A 22,890-nucleotide genomic window follows, 5' to 3' on the forward strand; every position below is an offset into this window, starting at 1 on the left:
ATGCGCATCGGCCTCCGTCTCCTGCTCGCCTTCTTTCTGGTCCTCGGTCTGGCGCTGTTTGTCGTGCTGCGCGTCTTCATCGAAGAGGTGAAGCCGGGTACGCGGCTGGCGATGGAGGACAGCCTGGTCGATGCGGCGAACGCGCTGGCGTTGGTGGCGGCGCCGGACATGAAGGCCGGGACCATCGCGAGCGGTTCATTCGCGCGGGCGATGACGGCGCTGCCGCAAGTCGATCCCGGCGCCACCATCTGGGGCTTCCAGAAGGACCGCCTGCACTACCGGATCACGGTCACCGACGCGCGCGGCATCGTGGTCTTCGACAGCCGGGGCGAAGACCTGGGCAAGGACCATTCGCAGTGGAACGATGTGCTGCGCACTCTGCGCGGCCAGTACGGCGCGCGTTCCAGCGGCGAGAACCCATATGACGCCGACCGCACGGTGATGCATGTGGCGGCGCCGATCCGCGATGGCCAGCAGATCATTGGCGTGCTCACCGTCTCGCGGCCCAACCAGACGCTGGAGCCGTATATCCAGCGCAGCCGCGACCGCATCCTCAACTGGTCGTGGGCACTGCTGGGCATTTCGCTGGCGATCGGTTTGCTGTTCACCTGGTGGATGGCGAGCTCGCTCTCGCGCCTGCGCGGCTATGCCAACGCGGTGGCGCGCGGCGAGCGGGCCGAGCTGCCGCGCATGGGCCGGCTCTCGGGCAACACCGAGTTCGCCGACCTCGCGCAGGCGGTCGAGCGCATGCGCATCCGGCTCGAAGACAAGGCCTATGTCGAGAATTACGTGCACACGCTGACGCACGAGCTCAAGAGCCCGCTGGCGGCGATCCGCGGTGCGGCCGAACTGCTGCAGGAGCCGATGCCCGAGGCAGACCGGGAACGCTTCGCGGGCAACATCCAGCGCCAGACCGAGCGGCTGCAGCAGTTGATCGACCGGCTGCTGGCACTGGCCGATGTGGAGCAGATGCGCGGCCTGAACACGGTGGAGCCGGTGGATCTGGCGGCGCTGACGCGCGAGCTGCTGCACACGGCCGAACCGAAGTTGCGACTCAAGCAGCTGCGGGTGGTCGAGCAGCTGGGCGATGGCCTTGTGGTCCAGGGCGACCGGTTCCTGATCGCGCAGGCGCTGCAGAACCTGCTGGACAACGCGATCGATTTTTCACCGTCGGGTGGGGCGCTCACGGTGTCGGCGGGCCGCGAGGGTGCGGCGGTCACCTGGTCGGTGCGCGACGAAGGCCCCGGCATTCCCGACTACGCACAGGAGCGCATCTTCGAGCGCTTCTATTCGCTGCCCCGCGACGACACGCACGAAAAGAGCTCGGGTCTGGGACTTTGTCTCGTGAAAGAGGTCAGCGAGCTGCACGGCGGATCGCTCACGATCGGGAACGTGAGTGACCCGCGCGGTTGCCGCGCCAGCTGGACCCTGCCGGCCTGACTCCGCCGTTGGCGCTCAGCGCCCAGCCCGCGTGGCGTCGAAAATGAAGCAGGTGGTGGTCGCGTGGGCGTAGAGCTTGCCGTCGGGGCCGACGATGCGGGCTTCGGCGGTTGCCATCTGCCGGCCGCTGTGGATCACCTTCCCGATGGCGCGCAGCGGACCGGTTCGGTCGTTGGCGGCGCGCACGATGTTCAGGCCCAGTTCGGCGGTGGTGTATCCCGTGCCTGCGGGCAACTTGGTCTGCACCGCGCAGCCCAGGGCAGAGTCCAGCAGGGTCGCGTACCAACCGCCGTGCACCGTGCCCAGCGGGTTGTAGTGCTTGAACTGCGGTGCACCCTGGAACACGGCGTGGCCGTCACTGACTTCGATCAGGGAGAAGCCCAGCGTTTCGCTGATGGGCGGGAAGGGAAGTTCGCCACGCAACAGCGACTGCATGATCTCCAGGCCCGTCTTGCCGGCGATCTGCTCCGGGGTGGAGACGCCGGCCCTGGCGCCGCTGGCCTCGATGCGTTGGCGAACGGCGGCTTCTTCGTTCTCCCAGCGCAGGCGGATGTTTTCGGTGTCCATGAACGGTCTTTCTCAAAATGGTTGTATCTGCAAGTATTGTAGATACAATCAAAACATGTCTGCAACCGCTCACCCGAAAGCCCTGCCGCAAGGCTGCACCAATCTCAAGCTGCGCCAGTTCATGCGCCGCGTGAGCCAGTACTACGACATTGAGATGGCGCAGGCGGGCATCAAGACCACGCAGTACTCGCTGCTGTCCTATGTCGACAAGCTCGGGCCGATGCGCCCGGGTGAGCTGGCGGCGGGCCTGAAGATGGACGCCTCCACGTTGACGCGCAACCTGCGGCCGCTGGTGGACGCAGGCTGGGTCGTGGTGTCGGCGGGCGAAGACGCACGCAGCCGCCTGGTGAGCCTGACGCCGGCGGGGCGCGAGAAACGCGCCGAGGCCAAGCGGCGATGGAAGGTGGCGCAGGAAGGCATCAACCGCCTGCTCGGTGCTGAGCAGGTGGTGGCGCTGCATGCGCTGATCGACCTGTCAATGGACAAGCTCGATCCGGTGGAGTTGGCGGGAGAGCGCGATGAGTGAGCACGCCCCACCCGAGCCGTCGCCGCTGCTGACAAGTCCGCTCTTGCCGACGCTGCTGCGCTTTGCGCTGCCCAACATGGGCGCGATGCTGGCAACGGCGCTGGCGGCGATCGCCGAAACACGGTATGTCGGCAGCTTCGGCTCGCCTGCGCTGGCGGGCATGGCACTGGTGTTTCCCTTCGTGATGTTCCAGATGATGTTGTCGGCCGGTGCGATGGGCGGCGGCGTGTCGTCCGCCGTCAGTCGCGCTCTGGGCGCGGGAGATCCGGCGCGGGCCAATGCGCTGGCGGTGCACGCGCTGTGGATCGCGCTGGCGGCGGGTGCGGTCTACATGGTCGCGATGCTCACAATGGGTGAGATCCTGCTCGCGAAACTCGGGGGGCAGGGTGAAGCACTGGCGCAGGCCATGGCGTATGCCAACGTGGCCTTTCTTGGCTCGGTGTTTGTCTGGCTGGTGAACACGCTGGCCTCGGTGATCCGTGGCTCGGGCAACATGGCGGTGCCCTCGGTGACGCTGTTTCTCGTGGCGCTGCTGCAGGTCGCCATGGGTGGCGCACTCGGGCTGGGCTGGGGGCCGTTTCCTCGCCTGGGCATGGCGGGGGTCGCAGCGGGCAGCGTGATTGCCTACGGCCTGGGCGCTGCCTGGCTGTGGGGCTATCTGCTCTCGGGTCGGGCGCGCATTGCGCTCCGCGTCGGCAGCACGCCGCTGCAGCGCGCGTTGTTCGCCGACATCCTGCGCGTGGGCGCGGTGGCCTGCATCTCGCCGCTGCAGACTGTCTTGACCATCCTGATCCTCACGCGGCTGGTGGCGCAGTTCGGCACCGACGCGCTGGCGGGCTACGGCATCGGCACGCGGCTGGAGTTCCTGCTGGTGCCGGTCGCTTTCGCGATCGGTGTGGCCTCGGTGCCGCTGGTCGGTATGGCCATCGGTGCCGGTCGCATCGCCCGTGCCCGGCGCGCCGCATGGACCGCGGCCGCGCTGGCGACCGCCATCCTCGGCGGCCTGGGCCTGATCGTGACCGTGGCGCCCGATCTCTGGACGCGGCTGTTCACGCAGGACCCCGCGGTGCTCGCCGCGGCAGCCAGCTATTTCGGCTGGGCCGGCCCGGTGTACGGTCTGTTCGGACTGGGCCTGTCGCTGTACTTCTCATCGCTGGGGGCGGGCAAGGCCATCGGCCCGGTGCTGGCGGGCACGCTGCGGCTGGTGATGGTGGCCGGCGGCGGCCTGTTGCTGGCGATGTGGCAGACGCCGACATGGACCATCTTCGCGCTGCTGTCGGCCGGCATGGCGGTCTATGGCTTCAGCTCGGTGCTGTTCGTGCATTTCACGCCCTGGGGAGAGGAGTCTGAGCCCCCACGCTCCACCGCTGCGCGGGTCGCTGCCCCAAGACCGGGTAGGGCCCCGGTCTCCGCCGGGTCTGGGGGCTGATTCGGCTTGGTACGGCCCGGCGCCGAGTCCCGAGCCCCATGCTCCGCCGCTGCGCGGGTCGCTGCCCCCCCGCGGGGGCTGATTCGCCTTGGGGCGGCCCCGCGCCGAATCGGATGAGCGCCCGCGGGCGATGTCCGCATTTCACATTCGCTTCACACCGCCTGCGTGAGCGCCGCACAGGCGCTTTCCAGAATCGCTCCGTCACAACCCAAGGAGCGAGACGTGAACCGATTTCCCCTGCTGAGCAAGACCGCCATCATCGGCTTCCTGATGGTGCTGCTGCTCATTCCTCTCTCGATGGTGCGCGAGGTGATCGCCGAGCGCACCCAGAACCGCGAACAGGCCACGCACGAGGTCGCCCGCGCCCATGCTGGCGAACAGACCCTGACCGGCCCGGTGCTGCAGGTGCCCTACACCGAGACCTACATCCGCACCGTGATCGTCGACGTGGCGCGCAACACCCAGCGCGAGGAAACCGTCAAGGAGTCGCACGTGGCGACGGTGTTTCCCACCACGCTCGACACGCGCAGCCGCCTGACCACCGAAACGCGCTGGCGCGGCATCTTTCCGGTCACGGTCTACAACAGTCGCCACGACAGCGCCGGGCGCTTCGTGTGGAAGGGCGTGACGCCGCGCGAGAAGGGCGGGCAGATCACGCTGGGCCAACCCTGGCTGAGCTTTGGCGTGAGCGACCTGCGCGGTCTGCTCGGCCGGCCGGAACTCAAGCTCGGCGGCCATGCACTGGCGATCGCAGCCTCGCCCGCCGGTGCCCACCTGCCCCTGCCACTGGCCGCCCCCCTGGACGCCACGCTGCTGCAGCCGGGCGCCACGCTGGACTTCACACTGGGCATGGACCTGGCCGGTACAGAACGCATCGGCTTCGTGCCGCTGGCAGACGACAACAAGGTCACGCTGACCTCGCCCTGGCCACACCCGAGCTTCGACGGCGACTTCCTGCCGCGCAGCCGTGCGGTGACGGCACAAGGCTTCGAGGCGAGCTGGAGCGTGCCGTCGCTCTCGACGCAGGCCCAGCAGCAGTTCCTGAACGAAGCCAAGGACCGTCCGCCGGTCGACAGCTTCTCGGTGTCGCTCGACGACCCGGTCGACGTCTACCGCCTGACCGAGCGCGCGACCAAGTACGGCCTGATGTTCATCGTGCTGACCTTCGCCGCCTTCTTCGTGCTGGAGATGGTCAAGCGCTGGCGCATCCACCCGATGCAGTACCTGATGATCGGCGCGGCCCTGGTGCTGTTCTTCCTGCTGCTGCTCTCGCTGTCCGAGCACCTGGATTTCCGCATTGCCTATCTGGTCGCCAGCGCCGGCTGCATCGCGCTGCTGGCCCACTACCTGCGCCACGTGCTCGGCGGATGGCGCGCGGGTCTGGGCATGGGCGGCATGCTGGTCGCGCTGTACGGTGTGCTCTACGGCATCCTGATCTCGGAGGACAACGCGCTGATGATGGGGTCGCTGCTGCTGTTCGGCGTGCTGGCCGCGATCATGGTCGCCACCCGCAAGATCGACTGGTACAACGTGATGGGCTCTGGCGTTTCCGCCGCGGACCCGACCGTGTCGACCAGCCGCGCCTGAGGCTCGCGCCACCATGGCCACCTATCTGCACTTTGCCCCCGCGGTGGCGCTGGCCGTCGCGGTCGGCGCCCGCACCGTGGGCTGGCGGCTGATGCTTGCCGGCGCCGCGTGCGGCGTGCTGCCCGACCTCGACTTCCTGTCGATCACGCTGCATTTCGACCGCTACAGCGGCACCTACGGGCACCGCGGCTTCACCCACTCGCTGGGCTTTGCGCTCCTGATCGGCCTCATCGGTGCGCTGTGGCCTTCCGGCGGCGCCACAGGCTGGCGGCGGCGGGCCGGGCGCGGTGCCTTCCTCGCGCTGTGCACCGCGTCGCACCCGCTGCTCGACAGCCTGTTCGACGTGGGCATCTGCAGCGCCTGGTTCTGGCCGCTGGATGGTGCGAGGCATTGCTTCGACTGGCGTCCGGTGCCGATGCAGGGCATCGACCTGTTCGGCGAGGAACGCTTCCTGCTGGAGCTGCAATGGATCGGGATGCCGCTGTTGTTGATGGCCAATGCAGGCATGCTGGTGCGGCATGGGTGGCATGCCATTCGCAAGCGGCTTGACCGACAGCGGCAACAACCATCGAAGGCGGAACGGAGCCCGGTTCCAGACCAACTGGCCGGTCCCCGGGAGCGCCGTCGGCAGCGCGCCGAAGCCATGCAGGCGGTGGGTCGGGCCTGGATGGGACAGGCGCAGAGGCGCTAGCCTTCAGTCCAGTGGCAACGCACTCGTGGACTTGAGTTCGTTGAGGCACACGCTGGAGCGCACGCCGTTGACGCCGGGCTGCTGCGCCAGCGTGCCGAGCAGGAAGTCCGACAGTCCCTTGAGATCGCGGGCGACCACCTTGCAGACGTAGTCGAAGTCGCCGGTCACGGCGTGGCACTCCAGCACCTGCGCCATCTTGCCGACGGTGCGCTGGAACTTCTGCACTTCCTTGTGCTGACCGCGCTCCATGGTCACGTGCACGAAGGCTGTCACGCCCAGGCCGAGCCGGTCCGCGTCCAGCCGTGCTTCGTAGCCGCGGATGTAGCCCATCGCCTCCAGCCGCTTGTGGCGCCGGTTGGCCTGGGCGGGCGAGAGGTGCACCTGCGCGGCCAGTTCCTGGTTGCTGATCCGGCCGTTGGCCTGCAGCGCGGCGAGGATGCGGCGGTCCAGCCGGTCGAGCGAGGACGGGTGCAAGGATTCTTCGTCGATGGCTGGGTTCATGAAAGGGTCTCTCGCTGGAATGGCTTGGCGGCGGATGAAACGAGAGCAAATTGTCCGCCATGCGGCGCAAACTGCCCAGCCATTCGAACCAACACAGGAGACAACCCGATGACCCCGCTCACCCCGGACGAGATCCGCGAACGCCTGGCCGCCTTGCCGGACTGGACGCTGGACGCGGAGCAGGGCGCGATCGCGCGCAGCTTCTTGTTCGGCAACTTTGCGGAAGCCTTCGGGTTCATGACGCGCATGGCGCTGGTGTCCGAGAAGCTCGATCACCATCCGGAGTGGTTCAACGTCTACAACCGGGTCGATGTCACGCTGACCACGCACGACGCCAATGGCCTGTCCGAGCGCGACATCACCTGGGCCAAGGCCGCCGACGGGGCCTTTGCCAGCCGCACGCGGCAGGGAGCCTGAGATGCAGGCCGAAGCGGATACCCCCACCAGACACGGCCTGGCTGCCGGAGATGCCGGCCGCCCCACCAGCGCCGACTGGACCATCGACCAGGGATGGAGCCGCTACACCGCGGCCGAACATGCGACCTGGAAGACCCTGTTCGAACGGCAGACCAGGCTGCTGCCCGGCCGCGCCTGCGATGCCTTCGTGCAGGGGATGAAAGACCTGCCCATCGGGCCGGACGAGATCCCCGATTTCCGGCGCCTTTCCGAGGTGCTGCACCAGCGCACCGGCTGGGAAGTGGTGGCGGTGCCGGGCCTGGTGCCCGACGAGGTGTTCTTCGACCACCTGGCGAACCGGCGCTTCCCGTCTGGCAACTTCATCCGCCAGCCGCACGAACTGGATTACCTCGAAGAGCCCGACGTGTTCCACGACGTGTTCGGCCATGTGCCGATGCTGATGAACCCGTCCATCGCGGACTTCATCCAGGCCTACGGCCAGGGCGGCCTGCGCGCGCAGCAGCTGGGCTGCCTGCCGCAACTGGCGCGGGTCTACTGGTACACCATTGAATTCGGTCTCGTGCAGCAGGCCGATGGCTTGCGGCTGTTCGGTGCCGGCATTGCCTCGTCGTTCACCGAATCGGTGTTCTGCCTCGACAGCGCCTCGCCCAACCGCCTCCGCTTCGACCTGGAGCGCGTGATGCGTACGCACTACCGCATCGACGACTTCCAGGAGAGCTACTTCGTGCTCAGCGATCTCGACGAGCTGCTCGACTTCACGCACATCGATTTCGCGCCGCTGTACCAGCGCGCGCTGACCGGGCCGGAACACCAGCCGGGCGATGTGCTGCCCGGCGACACGGTGTTCCATCGCGGCGACGGCAGCTACCACCGCAGCCGCCGCTGAGCCTGCGAGGTGGGCGGTCAGTTCGGTGAGACAAACGCCTCGGCCACGAGGCCGTAGGCGCCCATGCTCGGGAAGCGGCGCGGGTTGCCCAGCACCTTCATGCGCGAGATGCCCAGGTCGCGCAGGATCTGGGCTCCCAGACCGTAGGTGCGCAGGTCGGCGTCATGGCCGGTCTCGGCCTTCGGCGGTTTGGACGTGCGGGGCGCGCTGGCCGCGCGCAACAGGTCTTCCGACGATTCCGAGGGGTTGAGCAGCAGGGCCACGCCCTTGCCTTCGGCCTTGATGGCACCCAGCGCGGCAGACAGCGGCCAGGAGTGCGGGCTGGTGGCCGTGTCGAGCCAGTCCATCAGCGACAGCGGCTCGTGCACCCGCACCATCACCTGCTCGTCGGCCGACCACTGACCCAAGGTCAGCGCAAGGTGGGCGCCGCCGAACTCGTCCTGGTAGGTGTGCAGGTCAAACTCGCCGTAGGGCGTGGTCACCGGGCGCTTGGCCACGGTCTTGACCAGCTTCTCGTTCTGGCTGCGGTAGCGGATCAGGTCGGCGATCGAGCCGAGCTTGATGCCATGCAGCTTCGCGAACTCGACAAGGTCGGGCAGGCGGGCCATGGTCCCGTCGTCCTTCATGATTTCGCAGATCACCGCGGCAGGCTGCAGGCCGGCCAGCGCCGACAGATCGCAACCGGCTTCGGTGTGACCGGCGCGCATCAGCACGCCACCGGCGGCGGCGCGCAGCGGGAACACATGGCCCGGCTGCACCAGGTCGGTCGGCACGGTGTTGCGGTCGACGGCCACCTGGATCGTGCGCGCGCGGTCGGCAGCCGAAATGCCGGTGTCGACGCCGGTCGCGGCTTCGATCGAGACGGTGAAGGCGGTGCTGTGCTTGGTGCCGTTGCGGGCGGCCATGGGGGGCAGACCCAGGAAGTCGCAGCGCTCGGCCGTCAGCGTCAGGCAGATCAGGCCGCGGCAGAAGCGGGCCATGAAGTTGATGGCTTCGGGCGTGATCTTGTCGGCGGCGATGATGACGTCGCCTTCGTTTTCACGGTTCTCGTCGTCGACGAGCACGACCATGCGGCCGGCGGCGATCTCGGCAACGAGTTCTTGGATGGGGGCGAGCTGGAATTCGGACATGGCTTCGGTCGTCAAGGTGGAACGGAATCGGCGGACTCCGCTCTCAGGGCGCGACAAAGCCAAGACAGCCACGGCGCTGCAAAAGCGCGTGGCTGAAATGGTTCACGTATCTCTTTCATCCGGACTGTGACCGTCGGCCATGGCTTCGGCACCGCGTTTGCATTGCCTTCCATGTCTGCTGACCCTGACGGCGAAGCCGCCAGGCGCTTGCGGGCTCCCGGGGCGACAGCCCCGAACACCGCCGGTGGGGAATTGCACCCCGCCCTGAGAACGTGGGCGGAATTATGCCCGCGGCTACCATTGCCTGCATGAACCGCCTTGACACCGAGCACCAGCGCCTGTTTTCCTCCGACGACGACACCCTTGCCGCCGGGCTGGTGCGGCGCATGGTGCTGGGCATTGCCGGTCCCGCCGACTGGCCGATGCTGGGCGCTGTCTGGCGCGGGGTGCAGGCCGACCTCGATCTGCCGGCGCCGGCCATTGCCGTCAACGGCGTGGATGCCTTCGAGCTGTGGTTTTCGCTGGCCGATCCGCTGCCGGCCGACACCGCGGCGTCTTTCCTCGAGAGTCTGTGCACCCGCTACCTGCCCGAGCTCGCGGCCTCCCGTCGGAGGCTCTCGCCGTCGCCCGAACCGGGCCTGAGCGCTGAGCCGGCGCGCGTTCCCCAACTGCACGCTGACACCGGCGGCTGGTCGGCCTTCGTGGCGCCCGATCTGGCGGCGGTTTTCGGCGACGACCCGTCGCTGGACATCCCACCTGGAGAAGACGCGCAGGCCGATCTGCTCTCGCGCATCAAACCGATCACCCGCGCAGAGTTTCAGATCGCCATGGCGAGGCTGACACCCGAGCCATCGCCGTTCCTGCACGAGCCCGCTTTTGCCGCGGTGCCGCAAGTACCGGCGGCCAGTGGCTCACGCAATGGGCCGTCCACACACTACGACGATCCGCGGCAGTTCCTGTTCGACGTGATGAACGATGCGTCGGTGGCGATGGAACTGCGCATCCAGGCCGCCAAGGCCCTGTTGCCATGAGCGTCGTGTTGCGATCCATCGCACTCTGGCTGGCGCTTGTCGGCAGCGCACACGCCGCCGAGCCGGTCGAGTTGGACTACCGCCTGCGACCCGAGCGCGATCTGGTCAGCGACCAGGTCAACGAAAACGTGATCACGATGCGGGTGCTGTCCGACCGCGGCGTGGTTGCCCGCTCGGCCACCAACGGCACCTCGTTTCCGCTCACCTACCACGTCGTCAACCGCCAGCGCTACCGCTACACCACCGGCCCGGCCGAGGCCGACGGCAGCTTCCGGGCGACCGTCTCCGTGCTCAGTCGCCGCGCCAGCCTGCGGCTGGCGTCGGGCGAAGAGCAACCCATGCCCGGCCAGCCCGAGCTGGACAACCTGGTGTTCAAGGCGACGGTCGATCCCGAGAGAAGGCTGCTGCAGCCGGCGCTGGTCTCCGAGGGTGGCGATGCGGAAAGCCGCGAGGCGCTCAAGTCCGTGCTGGCCAGTGTGCTGGAGCAGGCCGCGCGCATCGAGCCGATCCGCGTCGCGCAAGACCAGGCGGCGCAACAGGTGGTGCGCATGAAGGTGCCCCTGCCCGGCATCGCAGCGCTTGACCTCAAGATCACCGCGTCCAACCGGCTGGTGGCGGTGGACGACGGCGTGGCCCGGGTCGAGATGGTCTATGTGATGGAGTTCGGGGTGCCCGACGGACCGGTCAAGATCGATGCGACAGGTACCGGCGGCGGCACCATGGTCTACGACATCGCCGCGAAGATCGCGCGCAGCGTCGAAACCAACACGCTGATGACCATCGTCGCCGACGTTCCCGACGGCACGCTGGAGTTCCAGATGAACACGCGGCAAACCCAGAAGACGCAGGCGGCGGAGCGCTGACGTGGAACTTGACCACGTCTTTTTGTTCATCCAGCCCGATGGGCTCGAGGTCGACGCGCTGCAGCGCCTGGGCCTGACGGAGACCTACCGCCGCGCACACCCGGGGCAAGGCACGGCCAACGTCTGCTTTGCCTTCGACAACCTTTTCCTTGAATTGCTCTGGCTCACCAGCGAGGCCGAGGCCCGCAGCCCGGCGATTGGGCGCACCCGGCTGTGGGAGCGCAGCCAGTGGAGCGAGAAGGGCACTTGCCCGTTCGGTATCGCGGTCCGCGGTGACCTGGCCGGCGCGGGCCTGTCCACCTGGGACTACCGGCCGCCGTACCTGCCCGACGGCTTGTCGATTCCGGTGGCCACCGCGGGCGACGAACCGGCGCTGCCGATGGTGTTCGTCTCGCCGGGAGATCAGCGCCCGGTCGACTGGCCGCAGGTGCGCCGTGGCCAGTTGCAGGCGCCAGCTGGTTTCGGCGAAGTCCTGTCGGTCGAATTCGGTATGCCCAGGGCCGCAGCCGCAGCGCCGTTGCTGCGCACCCTGTCGTCGAGGGTTCCGGGCCTGGTGGTTTCGAAACGGCCTGCCCAGCACCACAGTCTGCGCCTCGCGCTGGCGGACCCGGCCGGGCGACATTCCCACACACTGGAACTGGCGTCCACCGGCCTTGGTCGGTGGCGCGCGTCGCTCATCGACGAAGGCCTGCCCGCGCGCTCCTGGCAACGCGCCTGGGCAGCGCTGGGCTTGCGTGCGCCCGACGGCCTGATACAGCGCCTGCTCGATGCCTGGGCCGAACCGCAGCGCCGCTATCACACGCAGCAGCACCTGCGCGAATGCCTGGCTTTGCTGGAACCCGCGCTGGACCTGGCGCAGCACCCGGGCGAAGTCGAACTTGCGCTCTGGTTCCACGACGCGGTCTACGACCCGCAAGGCAAAGGCAACGAAGCCCGCAGCGCCGACTGGGCCTGCGAAGCGCTTGCGCAGGCCGGAGCGGACAGTGAGGCGCAGCAGCGGGTGCGCGCGCTCATCATGGCGACCTGTCACGACGCCGAGCCGATGGACCAAGACGCGCGGTTGCTGGTCGACATCGACCTCGCCATCCTCGGCGCTGATCCGGCGCGTTTTGCCGAGTACGACGCGCAGGTGCGGGAGGAGTACCGATGGGTGCCGGGCTGGATGTACCGTCGCAAACGCAAGGAGGTGCTGGCGAGGTTTCTGGCGCGCGAGGCGATCTATGGGACAGAGCGGTTCAAGGAGCGGTTCGAGGCGCAGGCAGGAGCGAATCTGCGATAGGCCACACAACCATGAAGTTGCTGCGTCGTCGATTGCTGGTGGCCTGCCTGAGTTTGGGCCCGCTGACAATCAAGGCGAGTGAATTCAATACCAAGGGTGGAAGCATGCATCCAACCACATCAGCCGCGGAGTTCCAATCGTTCCTGGCGAGGCGCGGCATCCTGCTGTCCTCCATCGACATTCCGCAACTGGTTGAAAGTGCGCTGTCGTTCTACGAAACCGTCAAAGCCGCAGGTCTCGCAGAGGGATCTGGAGCAGATATGTTGCTTTGCCAGTGGGGCGTCTACAACTGGGGCCAAGGCGAGCACTTTGAGTTCGACATTACCCGCCAGTTTGTGGGTGCCGAAGACGACGATGATGACGCGATGAGCCAACTGAGATGCACGGCCTACTTTGAGCCGTTGCCGGCGCTGCGGGCGATACCGGCGTCCAATCGCTGGTGCGAGTCCTTGGCCAACCTGCCGGCGTTCTCTGTGTTCGTCAGGGAAAGTGCGGCGTTTCAAGCCGTGCAGTCTCTCAAGCCATTGAAGGTGTCTGTTGAATGGTCCGGTGTGTGAAAGGAGTTCAACGAACGGCGGCGCTGCTTGTCGGCACTCTGGCGGTGCACCTGTCTGTTCATGCGTGCAGTTGCATAGACATGACGGGCTCCGCGAGATATGCCCGCTTCCCGACGGTGTTTGTTGGACGTGTGGTGTCGACCTCTCTCGCTACCAATTCAGACGGGAGCTCAGCCTTGGGGCGCGAAGTGGTGCAGGCAACGGTCGTTCCCACCGAAGTGTTCAAAGGTTCGCTAGGGCGCCTCTACAAGTTGAACGGTGGAGCGGAATACCAGTCAGCTCTGTGTGCCGTGCCGTGCCGTGCCGTTGCTGGCAGGTGCCGAATACCTGTTCACCGTCGACGAGAACGCTGAAGTTTCGAGCTGCAACACCTGGTTCGCAGACAGCCCTTCGAGCAAGGAGCTTTTGCGCACCTTTCGACGCCTGAAGGCGCAGAAAAAGTGAATCGACATCTGACCCGTCCTCCGATCGCCCCTTGACGCATGGACTACCTCCAACGCATGGTCGAACTGGCACTGCACAAAGAGCTGCAGGGCATCCATTTCTGGGCCACGGTCTACGTGCTGACCGTGCTGGCGGGGTCGTTGTAGCACGTCTTGCGCGTGCGTCGCTGGCCCAGCACCCAGGGCCAGTTGCTGGAGCTGGGCATGCGGCCTTTAGGCACTCCCGAGTCGGGCTCCGGCGATCAGGACCATGTGCCGTTGGCGCTGTACCGCTACCGTGTCGATGGCGTGGAGCATCGGGGCAGAGAGATCTCCGTCTGGAAGATGTCCGCTTCTGGTGCTTTCAGGAAAACGGCACTGCTGCTGCCCAGGCTGGTGCAGGCGGACGCGTCAGGGGCGGTGGACGTCTTCTACAACCCTCGCCGGCATCACAAGAGTCTGCTGCTGCGACCGGGCTGGCGCAGTGTGCTCTTTCTCTGCGCCGCCATGGTGATCACTGCCGGTTTCTATCTCTGGCGGTGGTGATGCTGTCCAGCAGCACCCGCGCCGTCGCGACGTTCGTCGCACACGGCACGTCGTGCACGTCGCACGCCCGCACCAGCGCATTGATGTCGGGTTCGTGAGGCTGCGCGGTCATGGGGTCGCGCAGGAACACGACGGCGTCGACTTGCCCCATCGCCAGCCGCGCGCCGATCTGCAGGTCGCCGCCCAGCGGACCGCTGAGCAGGCGTTCGACGTTAAGGCCCACTTCGTTCTGCAGCCGGCCGCCGGTGGTGCCGGTGGCCATGAGGGTGTGCTGCTGGAGCAGGGCCGCGAACTCGGTGGCCAGGGCCACCATCTCGTCCTTCTTGCGGTCGTGGGCGACGAGGGCGATGCGCATCAGGCCTGCTTTTCCATCGACTTCGCCATCGTCTTGCCCAGCTCCACGCCCCACTGGTCATAGGCGTTGATGCCCCAGACGGCGGCCTGCACGAAGACCTTGTGTTCGTACAGCGCGATCAGCGCGCCCAGGCGGTGCGGGGTGAGCTGGTCGATCCAGAGCACGCTGTTGGGCACGTTTCCTTCGAAGCTGCGCTGGCTCACGAAGGGCTCGGCCTGTTCGACGGTCTGACCCTCGGCCATCAGGGCCTTGAGGGTGTCGGCGGCATTGCGACCGACGGCCAGGGCCTGCGACTGCGCGCGCAGGTTGAGGTTGACCACGCGGTGGTGTTCGGCCGCCAGCGGCAGGGCGGTGTCTTCGGTCTCGACGCCGACGAACTCGACCGGCACACGGTGCGTGCCCTGGTGCAGCAGCTGGAAGTAGGCGTGTTGTCCGTCGATGCCCAGGCCGCCCCAGAGGATGGGGCCGGTGCCGGCCTCGACGGGCTGGCCGTCCTTGCGCGTGCGTTTGCCGTTGCTTTCCATGTCCATCTGCTGCACGAAGGGCGCAAAACGCACCAGGCGGCTGGGGTAGCAGCTCAGAAGCTGCGTCGGGCAGTTCAGGAAGTTGCGGTTCCAGACGCCGCTCATCGCAAGGATGACGGGCAGGTTCTGCTCCAGTGGCGCCGAGCGGAAGTGCGCGTCCATGGCCTGGCCACCGGCGAGGAACTCGCGGAAGGCCTTGGCGCCGATGGCCATCGCCAGCGGCATGCCGAGTGCGGACCAGACCGAATAGCGGCCGCCGACCCAGTCCCAGAAGGTGAAGGTGTGTTCGGCCGGGTAGCCGGCGGCGCCCGACTTCTGCGGCGCGGCGGTGATGGCGACCAGGTGCGCGCTCTGGGCTGCGCCGGTGACACCGCCGTCTTCCAGCCAGCGGCGGGCGCTGGCGGCGTTGGTCATGGTTTCCTGCGTGGTGAAGGTCTTGCTGGCGACGATCACCATTGTGGTTTTCGGGTCCAGGCCGCGCAGCGTGCTGTACAGGGCCCAGGCGTCCGGGTTGCTGACGAAGTGCACCCGCAGAACGCCGACCTTTCCGTTGGGGCCGTCACTGCACAGCGGCGCCAGTGCGTCGGCGGCCATGCGCGGGCCGAGGTCCGAACCGCCGATGCCGATGTTCACCACGTCGGTGAAAGCGGCGCCGGTGCTGCTCTTCACGTCACCCGCGCGCACGCGCTCGGCGAAGGCGCAGACGCGGTCGAGTTCGCTCTGCACCAGCTGCTGGACTTCGCCGCCCCAGGGAGCGTTGTTGCCGGTCGCGCCGGGTGTGCCGCGCAGGGCGACGTGCAACACAGCACGCTGCTCGCTGGTATTGATGACGTCGCCCTTGAACATCGCGTCGCGCTGGGCTTCCACGTCCGCCTCCTTTGCCAGCGACAGCAGCGCCGACCAGATCGCGCCGTCGAAGGCCTGGCGGGTGAAGTCGACGCGGATGCCGGTGCCGTCGGCGGTGGCCTGCATGGCGTCGCGGCCGGGCTGGGTCAGACGTTCGCGCAGGTGCGGCTGCGGCAGGGCGGCGAGCTCGGCCAGACGTTGCCAGGCGGGAAGGGATGTGGGATTGGTATGGGACATGGTCTGGGTCGGTGTGGCCAGAGGGAGTGCGCTGTTTATACCTGCGCGGCCAGCTCGGTCGCCTCGCGCGCCAGCTTCGTGATGCGCGCCCAGTCGCCGGCCGCCAGCGCATCGGCCGGGGTCAGCCAGGAGCCACCGGCCATCGCCACGTTGGGCAGCTTGAGGAAGTCCTTGAGGTTTTCGGGGCTGACGCCGCCGGTGGGGCAGAACATCACGTCGGGGATCGGTGCGCCCAAAGCCTTGAGCATGCCCAGGCCACCGGCCTGCTGCGCGGGGAACAGCTTCATCAGCGAGAAGCCCTGTTCGCGGCGGTGCATGACTTCGCCAGGTGTCATCACGCCGGGAATGAAGGGCAGGTTGGCGGCCTTGACGGTGCTGACGAGCTGGTCGGTCGCGCCGGGCGAAAGTGCGAATGTGGCGCCCGCGTCGATCACCTGCTGGACCTCGGCCACGCGGGTCACGGTGCCGGCGCCCAGGTGCATCTGCGGGACGGCCTTGGCCACCGCTTCGATGGATTTGAGCGCGGCGTCAGAGCGCAGCGTGATCTCCATGACGTCGATGCCGCCTTCGAGCAGCGCGTGCGCCAGCGGCACGGCATGCGCCGGGTCGGCCAGCACGATCACGGGCACGACGCGGGACTTGAAGGCAGGGCGGGAGAAGCAGGTGGTGGTCATGGTGTGTGGGTCCAGGTCAGGGGCGGTCGCCAAACAGCGGGGATGCGCCGGATTCGGGGGTGCTCGCGTGTGCACGGAACAGGCCGAACAACTCGCGGCCGGTGCCGTGCGCGTTGTGGCTGAGGTCGGGGTGGTGCACCGGGCGGGCAGCGAAGGTGGCGGCGTCGACTTCGACTTCCAGCACGCCGCGCTCGCAGTCGAGTGTGATCATGTCGCCGTCCATCACGCGCGCGATCGGGCCGTCGGCCAGCGCCTCGGGGCTCAGGTGGATGGCGGCCGGCACCTTGCCCGAGGCGCCGCTCATGCGGCCGTCGGTGACGAGCGCCACCTTGAAGCCCTTGTCCTGCAGCACGGCCAGCGGGGGCGTGAGCTTGTGCAGCTCGGGCATGCCGTTGGCGCGCGGGCCCTGGTAGCGCACGACGGCGATCAGGTCCTTCTCCAGCTTGCCGGCGTTGAACAAAGCGAGCAGGTCCTGCTGGTCGCTCACGACCACGGCAGGCGCGCGCACCACGCGGTGTTCGGGCGCGACGGCCGAGACCTTGACCACGCTGCGGCCCAGGTTGCCTTGCAGCAGGCGCAGGCCGCCGTCGGCGCTGAAGGGTTCGCTGACCGGGCGCAGCACGCTGGTGTCGGCGCTGGTCGCGGGCACCGGGCGCCAGGCGAGCGCACCGTTGTCGAGCCAGGGCTCCTGCGTGTACGCCGCCAGGCCGTCGCCCATGACGGTCTTGACGTCGCCGTGCAGCAGGCCGTTGTTGAGAAGCTCCTGCATCAGGAAGCCCATGCCGCCCGCGGCGTGGAAGTGGTTCACGTCGGCCTTGCCGTTGGGGTAGACGCGGGCCAGCAGCGGGATCACGCCCGAGAGCTCGGCGAAGTCGTCCCAGTCGATCAGGATGCCGGCGGCGCGCGCCATCGCGATCAGGTGGATGGTGTGGTTGGTCGAACCGCCGGTGGCCAGCAGGCCGACGATGCCGTTGACGATGGCCTTCTCGCTCACGATGTCCGCCAGGCGCACCACCGGCTGGCCGGTGCGACCGGTGTTGGCGAAGGCGCGGTCCATCGCGGCCTTGCTCAGCGCTTCACGCAGCTCTGTGCCCGGATTCACGAAGGAAGAACCCGGCAGGTGCAGGCCCATGATTTCCATCAGCATCTGGTTGCTGTTGGCGGTGCCGTAGAAGGTGCAGGTGCCGGGCGAGTGGTAGGCGGCGGCTTCGCTTTCCAGCAACGCGTCGCGGCCGACCAGTCCCTGCGCGTACTGCTGGCGCACCTTGGCCTTGGCGTCGTTCGACAGACCGGTGGTCATCGGGCCGGCCGGGACGAACACCGTCGAGAGGTGGCCGAACTGCAGCGCGCCCATGAACAGGCCGGGCACGATCTTGTCGCAGACGCCGAGCATCAGCGCGGCGTCGAACACGTTGTGCGAGAGCGCGACGGCGGTCGAGAGCGCGATCACGTCGCGCGAAAAGAGCGAGAGCTCCATGCCGGCCGCGCCCTGCGTGACGCCGTCGCACATGGCGGGCACACCGCCCGCGACCTGGGCCGAGAAGCCGAGTGAGCGGGCATGCGCGCGCAGCAGCTCGGGGTAGTGCTCATACGGCTGGTGGGCCGAGAGCATGTCGTTGTAGGCGGTGACCACGCCCAGGTGCGGCGCCTTCTCGGCGTGGATGCGCAGCTTGTCGTTGGACGGCATCGCGGCCGTCGTGTGGGCCATGTTGGCGCAGCCCATGCCGGCGCGCTGGGTACCCGCCTTGGCCGAGGTCTCGACGGTGTGCAGGTACTGGCCGCGCAGGTCGGCGGAGCGGTCGATGATGCGCCGGGTGACGCGGGCGAGGGTGGAGTGAAGAGGGGCGTTCATGGGGGTGTTCCGTTCAGGCGATCCAGACGCTCAGCGGGGCCTGGTCCTGGTGCAGGACGAGGGAAATGGGCATGGCTTCTTCGCGCGAGAGCGCGGCTTGCCGGTAGACGACGACCTTGGATTCGCCGGCGATGGAGAGCAGCAGTTCGCGCGCGGCGAGCAGGGCGCTCAGGGTGAAGGAGATGCGTGCATGCGGCGCCGTGTCGGGGACGACCCAGGCCAGGCGCTGATCGGTGGCGATTGCGCGGGCGTAGCCGGCGGCGCCGGGGAAAAGCGACGCGGTGTGGGCGTCCTCGCCCATGCCGAGCACGGCCACGTCCAGCGGCCAGGGCAGGTCGGCGATGCGCGCTTGGGCGTCGGCGACCAGGGCGTCGAGCACTTCGGCGTTGAATTGCATGGGCAGCTCGCCGAAGAAGGGCAGGAAGCGGGCGGCCGCGGCCGCGCCCTGCAGCAGGTGCCGGCGCACCAGGGCCGTGTTGCTGTCGGCGTGGTCGTGCGGCACGACACGCTCGTCGACCAGCACCACGGTGACCTTCGACCAGTCCAGCGCGGCGTCGCGCAGCGCCTCGAACACCGGAATCGGCGACTTGCCACCCGAGACCGCGAGGCTGGCCTGGCCGCGCGCGGCGATGGCGGCGCGCAGGGCGTCGGCGATGTGGGCCGCGATGCTGGCCGGCGTCGCACCGGGGTGTTCGGTCACGGCCATGTTCAGGATTCCTCGACCCAGGACGAGCCTTCGCGCGCCATCAGCGCCGAAGAGGCGGCGGGGCCCCAGCTGCCCGCCGTGTAGGCCTTGGGCTTTTCGCCCAGCTGCTGCCAGCCGTCGATGATGGGTTCGACCCAGGCCCAGGCGGCTTCGAGCTCGTCGCGGCGCATGAAGTGCGTCAGGCGGCCCTTGATGACGTCGATCAGCAGGCGCTCGTAGGCTTCTGCGCGTCGGCCGGTGAAGGCGGTCTGCAGGTCCAGGTCGAGCTTGACCGGGCGCAGCTTCATGCCGCTGCCGGGTTCCTTGGCCATCATCTGCAGCTGGATGTGTTCCTCCGGCTGCAGGCGGATCAGCAGGCGGTTGACCGACTTGTGGGCCGAGTCGTTGAAGATGGTGAAGGGCAGTTCGGCGAACTCGATCACGATCTCCGACTGGCGCGCGGCCAGGCGCTTGCCGGTGCGCAGGAAGATCGGCACGTTGGCCCAGCGCCAGTTGTTGATGTGCGCCTTGAGCGCGACGAAGGTTTCGGTGCCGCTGTCTTCGGGGATGTTCTCTTCCTGCAGGTAGCCCACGGCAGCTTCGCCGCCCGAGGCGCCGGCGGTGTACTGGCCACGCACGGTGTCGCTGGCCACGTCGGCGATCGTCATCGGCCGCAGCGAACGCAGGACCTTGAGCTTCTCGTCGCGCACGGCGTCCGGGTCCAGCGAGACCGGCGGTTCCATCGCCACGATGCACAGCAGCTGCAACAGGTGGTTCTGCACCATGTCGCGCATGGCGCCAGTGCCGTCGTAGAAGCCGGCGCGGCTGCCCACGCCCACGCTCTCGGCCACGGTGATCTGGATGCTCTTGATCTGCGGGCTGCGCCACAGCGGCTCGAAGATGCTGTTGCCAAAGCGCAGCACCATCAGGTTCTGCACCGTTTCTTTGCCCAGGTAGTGGTCGATCCGGAACACCTGCTGTTCCTCGAAGTACTGCGCCACGTCGTTGTTGATCTGGCGCGCCGAGGCCAGGTCGTGGCCCAGCGGCTTTTCGAGCACCACGCGGGCGCGCTCGTCGATCAGGCCGGCGCCATGCAGGTTCGCGCAGATGCCGACAAACAGGCTGGGCGCGGTGGCCAGGTAGTAGACGCGGTCGGAGCCGGGCTGCATCTCGGCCTTGAGATCCAGGAAGCTGGCGGCGTCGGTGGCGTCGACGCAGGTGTAGGTCAGACGGCGCACGAACGTGGCCCATGCCTCGTCGGTGTACGCCTTCTCGCCGATGAAGCCACGCACTTTTTCCTGGATGAAGTGCAGGAAGGCGGCTCGGTCCCAGGTCTGGCGGCCCAGCGCGTGGATGCGGGTCTGCTCGGGCAGGTTGTTGTGCAGGTGCGCCATGTAGAGCGCGGGCAGCAGCTTGCGGACCGACAGGTCGCCCACGCCACCGAAGATGACGAGGTCCAGCGCAGCGGCGGGCAGGGGAGTGGGGGAAGTGGCCATGGTTGAACCTGGTTACCTTTGGTGGGCGGAGTTTATGGTAATTAAGTTACATCGTGGGTACTTTTTGCAGCAGACCCTGCAGACGGCATGCGCACCGCGGCGGGGCGCTCAGGCCAGCGGCTTGAAAAACGGCCGGCCGTTGGCCAGGCGTTGCAAGACCTGTTCCCGCGTCGGCGGCACACAACCGGTCTCCATCACGCACAGACTGGCGCAGGCGATCGCGTTGGCCAGCAGGTCCTCGATGTCGCTGGCGTCCAGCGCCAGTTCGGCCGCCGTGTTCGCGGCGCGCATCGCAGGTCGGTCCAGCAGCGCGACCAGCATGCCGGTCAGGAAGCTGTCGCCCGCACCCACGGTGTCGGCGACCTTGACCGCCTGCGACTCGGCGGCCTGCCAGGCGCCTCCGTCGCGCGCCAGGATGACCGCACCCTTGGCGCCCATGGTCAGGGCCAGCCAGCGGGCAGGCGTCTTCGCCAGCAACTCGCGTGCGGCGACCAGTGGGTCCGGGTTTGTGAAGCCGAGGATGCTCAGGTCGTCGTCGCTGACCTTGACGATGTCCGCCTCGCCCAACGCGGCCATGACGCTGGCCTGGTAGGCGGCCATGTCGGGCACGATGGCCGGGCGCAGGTTGGCGTCCACGACCACCAGCTTGCCCGCGGCGCGCTGGGCCTGCAGCCATGGCAGGTACTTGTGCGAGTCGTCGGCCACCAGGGCCAGGCAGCCGGTGACCACCATCTTCAGCGCTGGCTGGGCCGCACACTGCGCGGCCATCGTCGCGGCGTCGACACGGCGGTCGGCCACGCCTTCGCGGTAGAAGCTGTAGCTGGCCTTGCCGGCTTCGTCGAGGCTGACCACGGCCAGTGACGTCGGCTCGTGCGCCGGCTCGGGATGGGCCAGGGTGACGCGGGCCTGTGCGATGGCGTGGGCGAGGCCGCGACCGAAACGGTCCTGCGACAACGGGTTGAGATAGAGCGTGCCCACGCCCTGCAGACCCAGCGCACGGGTGAGGTTGTAGACGGCGCCGCCGTCGCAGGGGCGCAGGCGGCCGTCGGCCTCCTGAATCATGTCCATCAGCGCTTCGCCAGCGGTCGCGACGGTGATCGGGGTGTTGGGCATCGGTGGGTTGGGGCTAGGGAAAACCATAACTAAATCCAGTTGATTTATTAAACCTGTTCCAACTATAGTTCAGCCACTCCGCAGCCAGACTCGGAAATACCCGAAGTCCCGGACGCAGAGAAAACCTGGTTCAACAACGTCTGACTCCATCCATCCTCCTCAGGAGACATCTGTGAAAAAAATCGCTTCCATCTTCGTTCTGTCCGCCACCGCCCTGGCCGCCGGCTCCGCCTTCGCCGCCGAGCCCATCATCGGCCTGATCACCAAGACCGAAACCAATCCCTTCTTCGTGAAGATGAAGGAAGGCGCACAGGCCGAAGCCAAGAAGCTTGGCGCCAAGCTGATGAGCGCCGCCGGCAAGAAGGACGGTGACACCGCCGCCCAGATCACCGCCATCGAAAACATGGTCACCGCCGGTGCCAAGACCATCCTGATCACGTCCTCCGGCGACGCCATCATCCCGGCCGTCAAGAAGGCTCAGGCCAAGGGCGTGCAAGTGATCGCCCTGGACAGCCCGTTCGACGGCGCCGACGCCCTGTTCGCCACCGACAACTACAAGGCCGGCATCCTGATCGGCCAGTACGCCAAGGCCGCCCTGGGTGGCAAGCCCGCCAAGATCGCCATGCTGGACCTGTTCCCCGGCCACCCCGTCGGTGCCCAGCGCCACAACGGTTTCATGAGCGGTTTCGGCCTGAAGGCCAACGACGCCAAGTCCAACGAACTGTCGTCCACCGCTGAAACCGTCTGCGCCGCCGACACCGACGGCAACCAGGCCAAGGGCCAGACCGCGATGGAAAACTGCCTGCAGAAGGATCCGTCGATCAACGTGGTGTACACCATCAACGAACCCGCTGCCGCCGGTGCCTACAACGCACTGAAGAAGGCCGGCAAGGACAAGGACGTGATCATCGTGTCCGTCGACGGCGGCTGCGCCGGCGTGGCCGATGTGGGCAAGGGCGTGATCGCCGCCACCTCGCAGCAGTACCCCCTGAAGATGGCTTCCATGGGCGTGGCCGCTGGCGTCGAGTACGCCAAGGGTGGCAAGAAGGCTTCGGGCTACGTCGACACCGGCGTGACCCTGATCGCCAACAAGGCCGTGGCCGGCGTGGACAGCAAGGACGTCAAGATCGGCACCGAACTGTGCTGGGGCGACAAGAAGTAATCCTTCTTTCTCTCGTCGCCAAATCGGCGCCAGGGGCGCCCCTCTGAACCGGGAACCATGTGTCCCGGCGCGGC

General features: G+C 67.6%; 23 protein-coding genes, 1 pseudogene and 1 riboswitch. Of the genes and pseudogenes, 14 read left to right on the forward strand and 10 right to left on the reverse strand.

All coding sequences use genetic code 11. From position 1 onward, the window contains the following. Positions 1 to 1,440 (forward strand): two-component system sensor histidine kinase CreC, encoded by a 1,440-nt coding sequence (gene creC, locus ACLIJ1_RS02845; protein WP_411363964.1) that lies wholly within the window; start codon positions 1 to 3, stop codon positions 1,438 to 1,440. A gap of 15 nt (positions 1,441 to 1,455) precedes the next feature. Here the strand turns inward: creC and ACLIJ1_RS02850 are convergent, their stop codons facing one another. Further along, on the reverse strand, positions 1,456 to 2,007 hold the full coding sequence (locus ACLIJ1_RS02850; RefSeq protein ID WP_411363965.1) for a PaaI family thioesterase: 552 nt from the start codon (positions 2,005 to 2,007) through the stop codon (positions 1,456 to 1,458). Between the two features lie 55 nt (positions 2,008 to 2,062). On the opposite strand from ACLIJ1_RS02850, the gene ACLIJ1_RS02855 reads away from it, so the two are divergent. The 4 genes from ACLIJ1_RS02855 to ACLIJ1_RS02870 all read left to right on the forward strand — a co-directional run bounded on the left by ACLIJ1_RS02855 (position 2,063) and on the right by ACLIJ1_RS02870 (position 6,240). After that, on the forward strand, positions 2,063 to 2,533 hold the full coding sequence (locus ACLIJ1_RS02855) for a MarR family winged helix-turn-helix transcriptional regulator (RefSeq protein ID WP_411363966.1): 471 nt from the start codon (positions 2,063 to 2,065) through the stop codon (positions 2,531 to 2,533). Then, entirely contained in the window at positions 2,526 to 3,962 is a 1,437-nt protein-coding gene (locus tag ACLIJ1_RS02860) for an MATE family efflux transporter (RefSeq protein ID WP_411363967.1), read from the forward strand. The genes ACLIJ1_RS02855 and ACLIJ1_RS02860 overlap by 8 nt, the downstream gene beginning before the upstream one ends. 222 nt (positions 3,963 to 4,184) lie before the next feature. Further along, the gene (gene creD / locus ACLIJ1_RS02865; RefSeq protein WP_411363968.1) at positions 4,185 to 5,549 is read left to right on the forward strand and encodes a cell envelope integrity protein CreD; all 1,365 of its coding nucleotides are present in this window, start codon (positions 4,185 to 4,187) and stop codon (positions 5,547 to 5,549) included. A 13-nt stretch (positions 5,550 to 5,562) separates the two neighbouring features. After that, positions 5,563 to 6,240, forward strand: a complete 678-nt coding sequence (locus tag ACLIJ1_RS02870; protein ID WP_411363969.1) for a metal-dependent hydrolase — start codon at positions 5,563 to 5,565, stop codon at positions 6,238 to 6,240. A gap of 3 nt (positions 6,241 to 6,243) precedes the next feature. On the opposite strand, the gene ACLIJ1_RS02875 is transcribed toward ACLIJ1_RS02870, so the two are convergent. Next, positions 6,244 to 6,741 (reverse strand): Lrp/AsnC family transcriptional regulator, encoded by a 498-nt coding sequence (locus tag ACLIJ1_RS02875; RefSeq protein WP_411363970.1) that lies wholly within the window; start codon positions 6,739 to 6,741, stop codon positions 6,244 to 6,246. Positions 6,742 to 6,849: 108 nt separating this feature from the next. Here ACLIJ1_RS02875 and ACLIJ1_RS02880 point away from each other — a divergent pair, with 108 nt between their 5' ends. Together ACLIJ1_RS02880 and phhA are read left to right on the forward strand one after the other, a co-directional pair. Then, a complete protein-coding gene (locus tag ACLIJ1_RS02880; protein WP_411363971.1) occupies positions 6,850 to 7,158 on the forward strand; it encodes a 4a-hydroxytetrahydrobiopterin dehydratase in 309 nt (102 codons plus the stop codon). Between the two features lies 1 nt (position 7,159). Next, positions 7,160 to 8,044: a phenylalanine 4-monooxygenase gene (gene phhA, locus ACLIJ1_RS02885; protein ID WP_411363972.1), complete on the forward strand. Its 885-nt coding sequence runs from the start codon at positions 7,160 to 7,162 to the stop codon at positions 8,042 to 8,044. Between the two features lie 17 nt (positions 8,045 to 8,061). Here phhA and ribBA read toward each other — a convergent pair whose 3' ends face one another. Beyond that, on the reverse strand, positions 8,062 to 9,174 hold the full coding sequence (gene ribBA / locus ACLIJ1_RS02890) for a bifunctional 3,4-dihydroxy-2-butanone-4-phosphate synthase/GTP cyclohydrolase II (RefSeq protein ID WP_411363973.1): 1,113 nt from the start codon (positions 9,172 to 9,174) through the stop codon (positions 8,062 to 8,064). Between the two features lie 102 nt (positions 9,175 to 9,276). Beyond that, positions 9,277 to 9,450, reverse strand: a riboswitch (FMN riboswitch). A 32-nt stretch (positions 9,451 to 9,482) separates the two neighbouring features. Here ribBA and ACLIJ1_RS02895 point away from each other — a divergent pair. The 6 genes and pseudogenes from ACLIJ1_RS02895 to ACLIJ1_RS02920 all read left to right on the forward strand — a co-directional run bounded on the left by ACLIJ1_RS02895 (position 9,483) and on the right by ACLIJ1_RS02920 (position 13,872). After that, on the forward strand, positions 9,483 to 10,205 hold the full coding sequence (locus ACLIJ1_RS02895; protein ID WP_411363974.1) for a hypothetical protein: 723 nt from the start codon (positions 9,483 to 9,485) through the stop codon (positions 10,203 to 10,205). Next, the gene (locus tag ACLIJ1_RS02900; RefSeq protein WP_411363975.1) at positions 10,202 to 11,068 is read left to right on the forward strand and encodes a hypothetical protein; all 867 of its coding nucleotides are present in this window, start codon (positions 10,202 to 10,204) and stop codon (positions 11,066 to 11,068) included. Before ACLIJ1_RS02895 ends, ACLIJ1_RS02900 begins: the two co-directional genes overlap by 4 nt. Before the next feature lies 1 nt (position 11,069). Next, positions 11,070 to 11,333 (forward strand): annotated as a pseudogene (locus ACLIJ1_RS02905) (VOC family protein); the annotation flags it as partial. A 411-nt stretch (positions 11,334 to 11,744) separates the two neighbouring features. Continuing rightward, positions 11,745 to 12,347 carry an N-methyl-D-aspartate receptor NMDAR2C subunit gene (locus ACLIJ1_RS02910; RefSeq protein ID WP_411364775.1) on the forward strand — a complete coding sequence of 201 codons (603 nt, stop codon included), beginning with the start codon at positions 11,745 to 11,747 and terminating at the stop codon, positions 12,345 to 12,347. Positions 12,348 to 12,358: 11 nt separating this feature from the next. Next, the gene (locus tag ACLIJ1_RS02915; protein WP_411363976.1) at positions 12,359 to 12,904 is read left to right on the forward strand and encodes a hypothetical protein; all 546 of its coding nucleotides are present in this window, start codon (positions 12,359 to 12,361) and stop codon (positions 12,902 to 12,904) included. Positions 12,905 to 13,506: 602 nt separating this feature from the next. Next, positions 13,507 to 13,872 carry a DUF3592 domain-containing protein gene (locus ACLIJ1_RS02920; protein ID WP_411363977.1) on the forward strand — a complete coding sequence of 122 codons (366 nt, stop codon included), beginning with the start codon at positions 13,507 to 13,509 and terminating at the stop codon, positions 13,870 to 13,872. Here the strand turns inward: ACLIJ1_RS02920 and ACLIJ1_RS02925 are convergent. The 7 genes from ACLIJ1_RS02925 to ACLIJ1_RS02955 form a co-directional block, all read right to left on the reverse strand. Beyond that, positions 13,841 to 14,227 (reverse strand): methylglyoxal synthase, encoded by a 387-nt coding sequence (locus ACLIJ1_RS02925; protein ID WP_411363978.1) that lies wholly within the window; start codon positions 14,225 to 14,227, stop codon positions 13,841 to 13,843. The genes ACLIJ1_RS02920 and ACLIJ1_RS02925 overlap by 32 nt on opposite strands. Continuing rightward, on the reverse strand, positions 14,227 to 15,834 hold the full coding sequence (gene pgi / locus ACLIJ1_RS02930) for a glucose-6-phosphate isomerase (protein ID WP_411363979.1): 1,608 nt from the start codon (positions 15,832 to 15,834) through the stop codon (positions 14,227 to 14,229). The genes ACLIJ1_RS02925 and pgi overlap by 1 nt, the downstream gene beginning before the upstream one ends. 35 nt (positions 15,835 to 15,869) lie before the next feature. Next, positions 15,870 to 16,508, reverse strand: coding sequence for a bifunctional 4-hydroxy-2-oxoglutarate aldolase/2-dehydro-3-deoxy-phosphogluconate aldolase (locus tag ACLIJ1_RS02935; protein WP_411363980.1), 639 nt, complete (start codon positions 16,506 to 16,508; stop codon positions 15,870 to 15,872). A 16-nt stretch (positions 16,509 to 16,524) separates the two neighbouring features. Further along, positions 16,525 to 18,360: a phosphogluconate dehydratase gene (gene edd / locus ACLIJ1_RS02940; RefSeq protein ID WP_411363981.1), complete on the reverse strand. Its 1,836-nt coding sequence runs from the start codon at positions 18,358 to 18,360 to the stop codon at positions 16,525 to 16,527. Positions 18,361 to 18,373: 13 nt separating this feature from the next. Continuing rightward, a complete protein-coding gene (gene pgl / locus ACLIJ1_RS02945) occupies positions 18,374 to 19,066 on the reverse strand; it encodes a 6-phosphogluconolactonase (RefSeq protein WP_411363982.1) in 693 nt (230 codons plus the stop codon). Positions 19,067 to 19,068: 2 nt separating this feature from the next. Continuing rightward, positions 19,069 to 20,541: a glucose-6-phosphate dehydrogenase gene (gene zwf / locus ACLIJ1_RS02950; protein WP_411363983.1), complete on the reverse strand. Its 1,473-nt coding sequence runs from the start codon at positions 20,539 to 20,541 to the stop codon at positions 19,069 to 19,071. A gap of 108 nt (positions 20,542 to 20,649) precedes the next feature. After that, positions 20,650 to 21,654: a PfkB family carbohydrate kinase gene (locus ACLIJ1_RS02955; RefSeq protein ID WP_411363984.1), complete on the reverse strand. Its 1,005-nt coding sequence runs from the start codon at positions 21,652 to 21,654 to the stop codon at positions 20,650 to 20,652. Positions 21,655 to 21,826: 172 nt separating this feature from the next. Here ACLIJ1_RS02955 and ACLIJ1_RS02960 point away from each other — a divergent pair, with 172 nt between their 5' ends. Further along, positions 21,827 to 22,816, forward strand: a complete 990-nt coding sequence (locus ACLIJ1_RS02960; protein ID WP_411363985.1) for a sugar ABC transporter substrate-binding protein — start codon at positions 21,827 to 21,829, stop codon at positions 22,814 to 22,816. Positions 22,817 to 22,890 lie beyond the last annotated feature (74 nt).

Source organism: Hydrogenophaga sp. RWCD_12 (assembly GCF_046604225.1).
Classification (GTDB): Bacteria; Pseudomonadota; Gammaproteobacteria; order Burkholderiales; family Burkholderiaceae_C; genus Hydrogenophaga.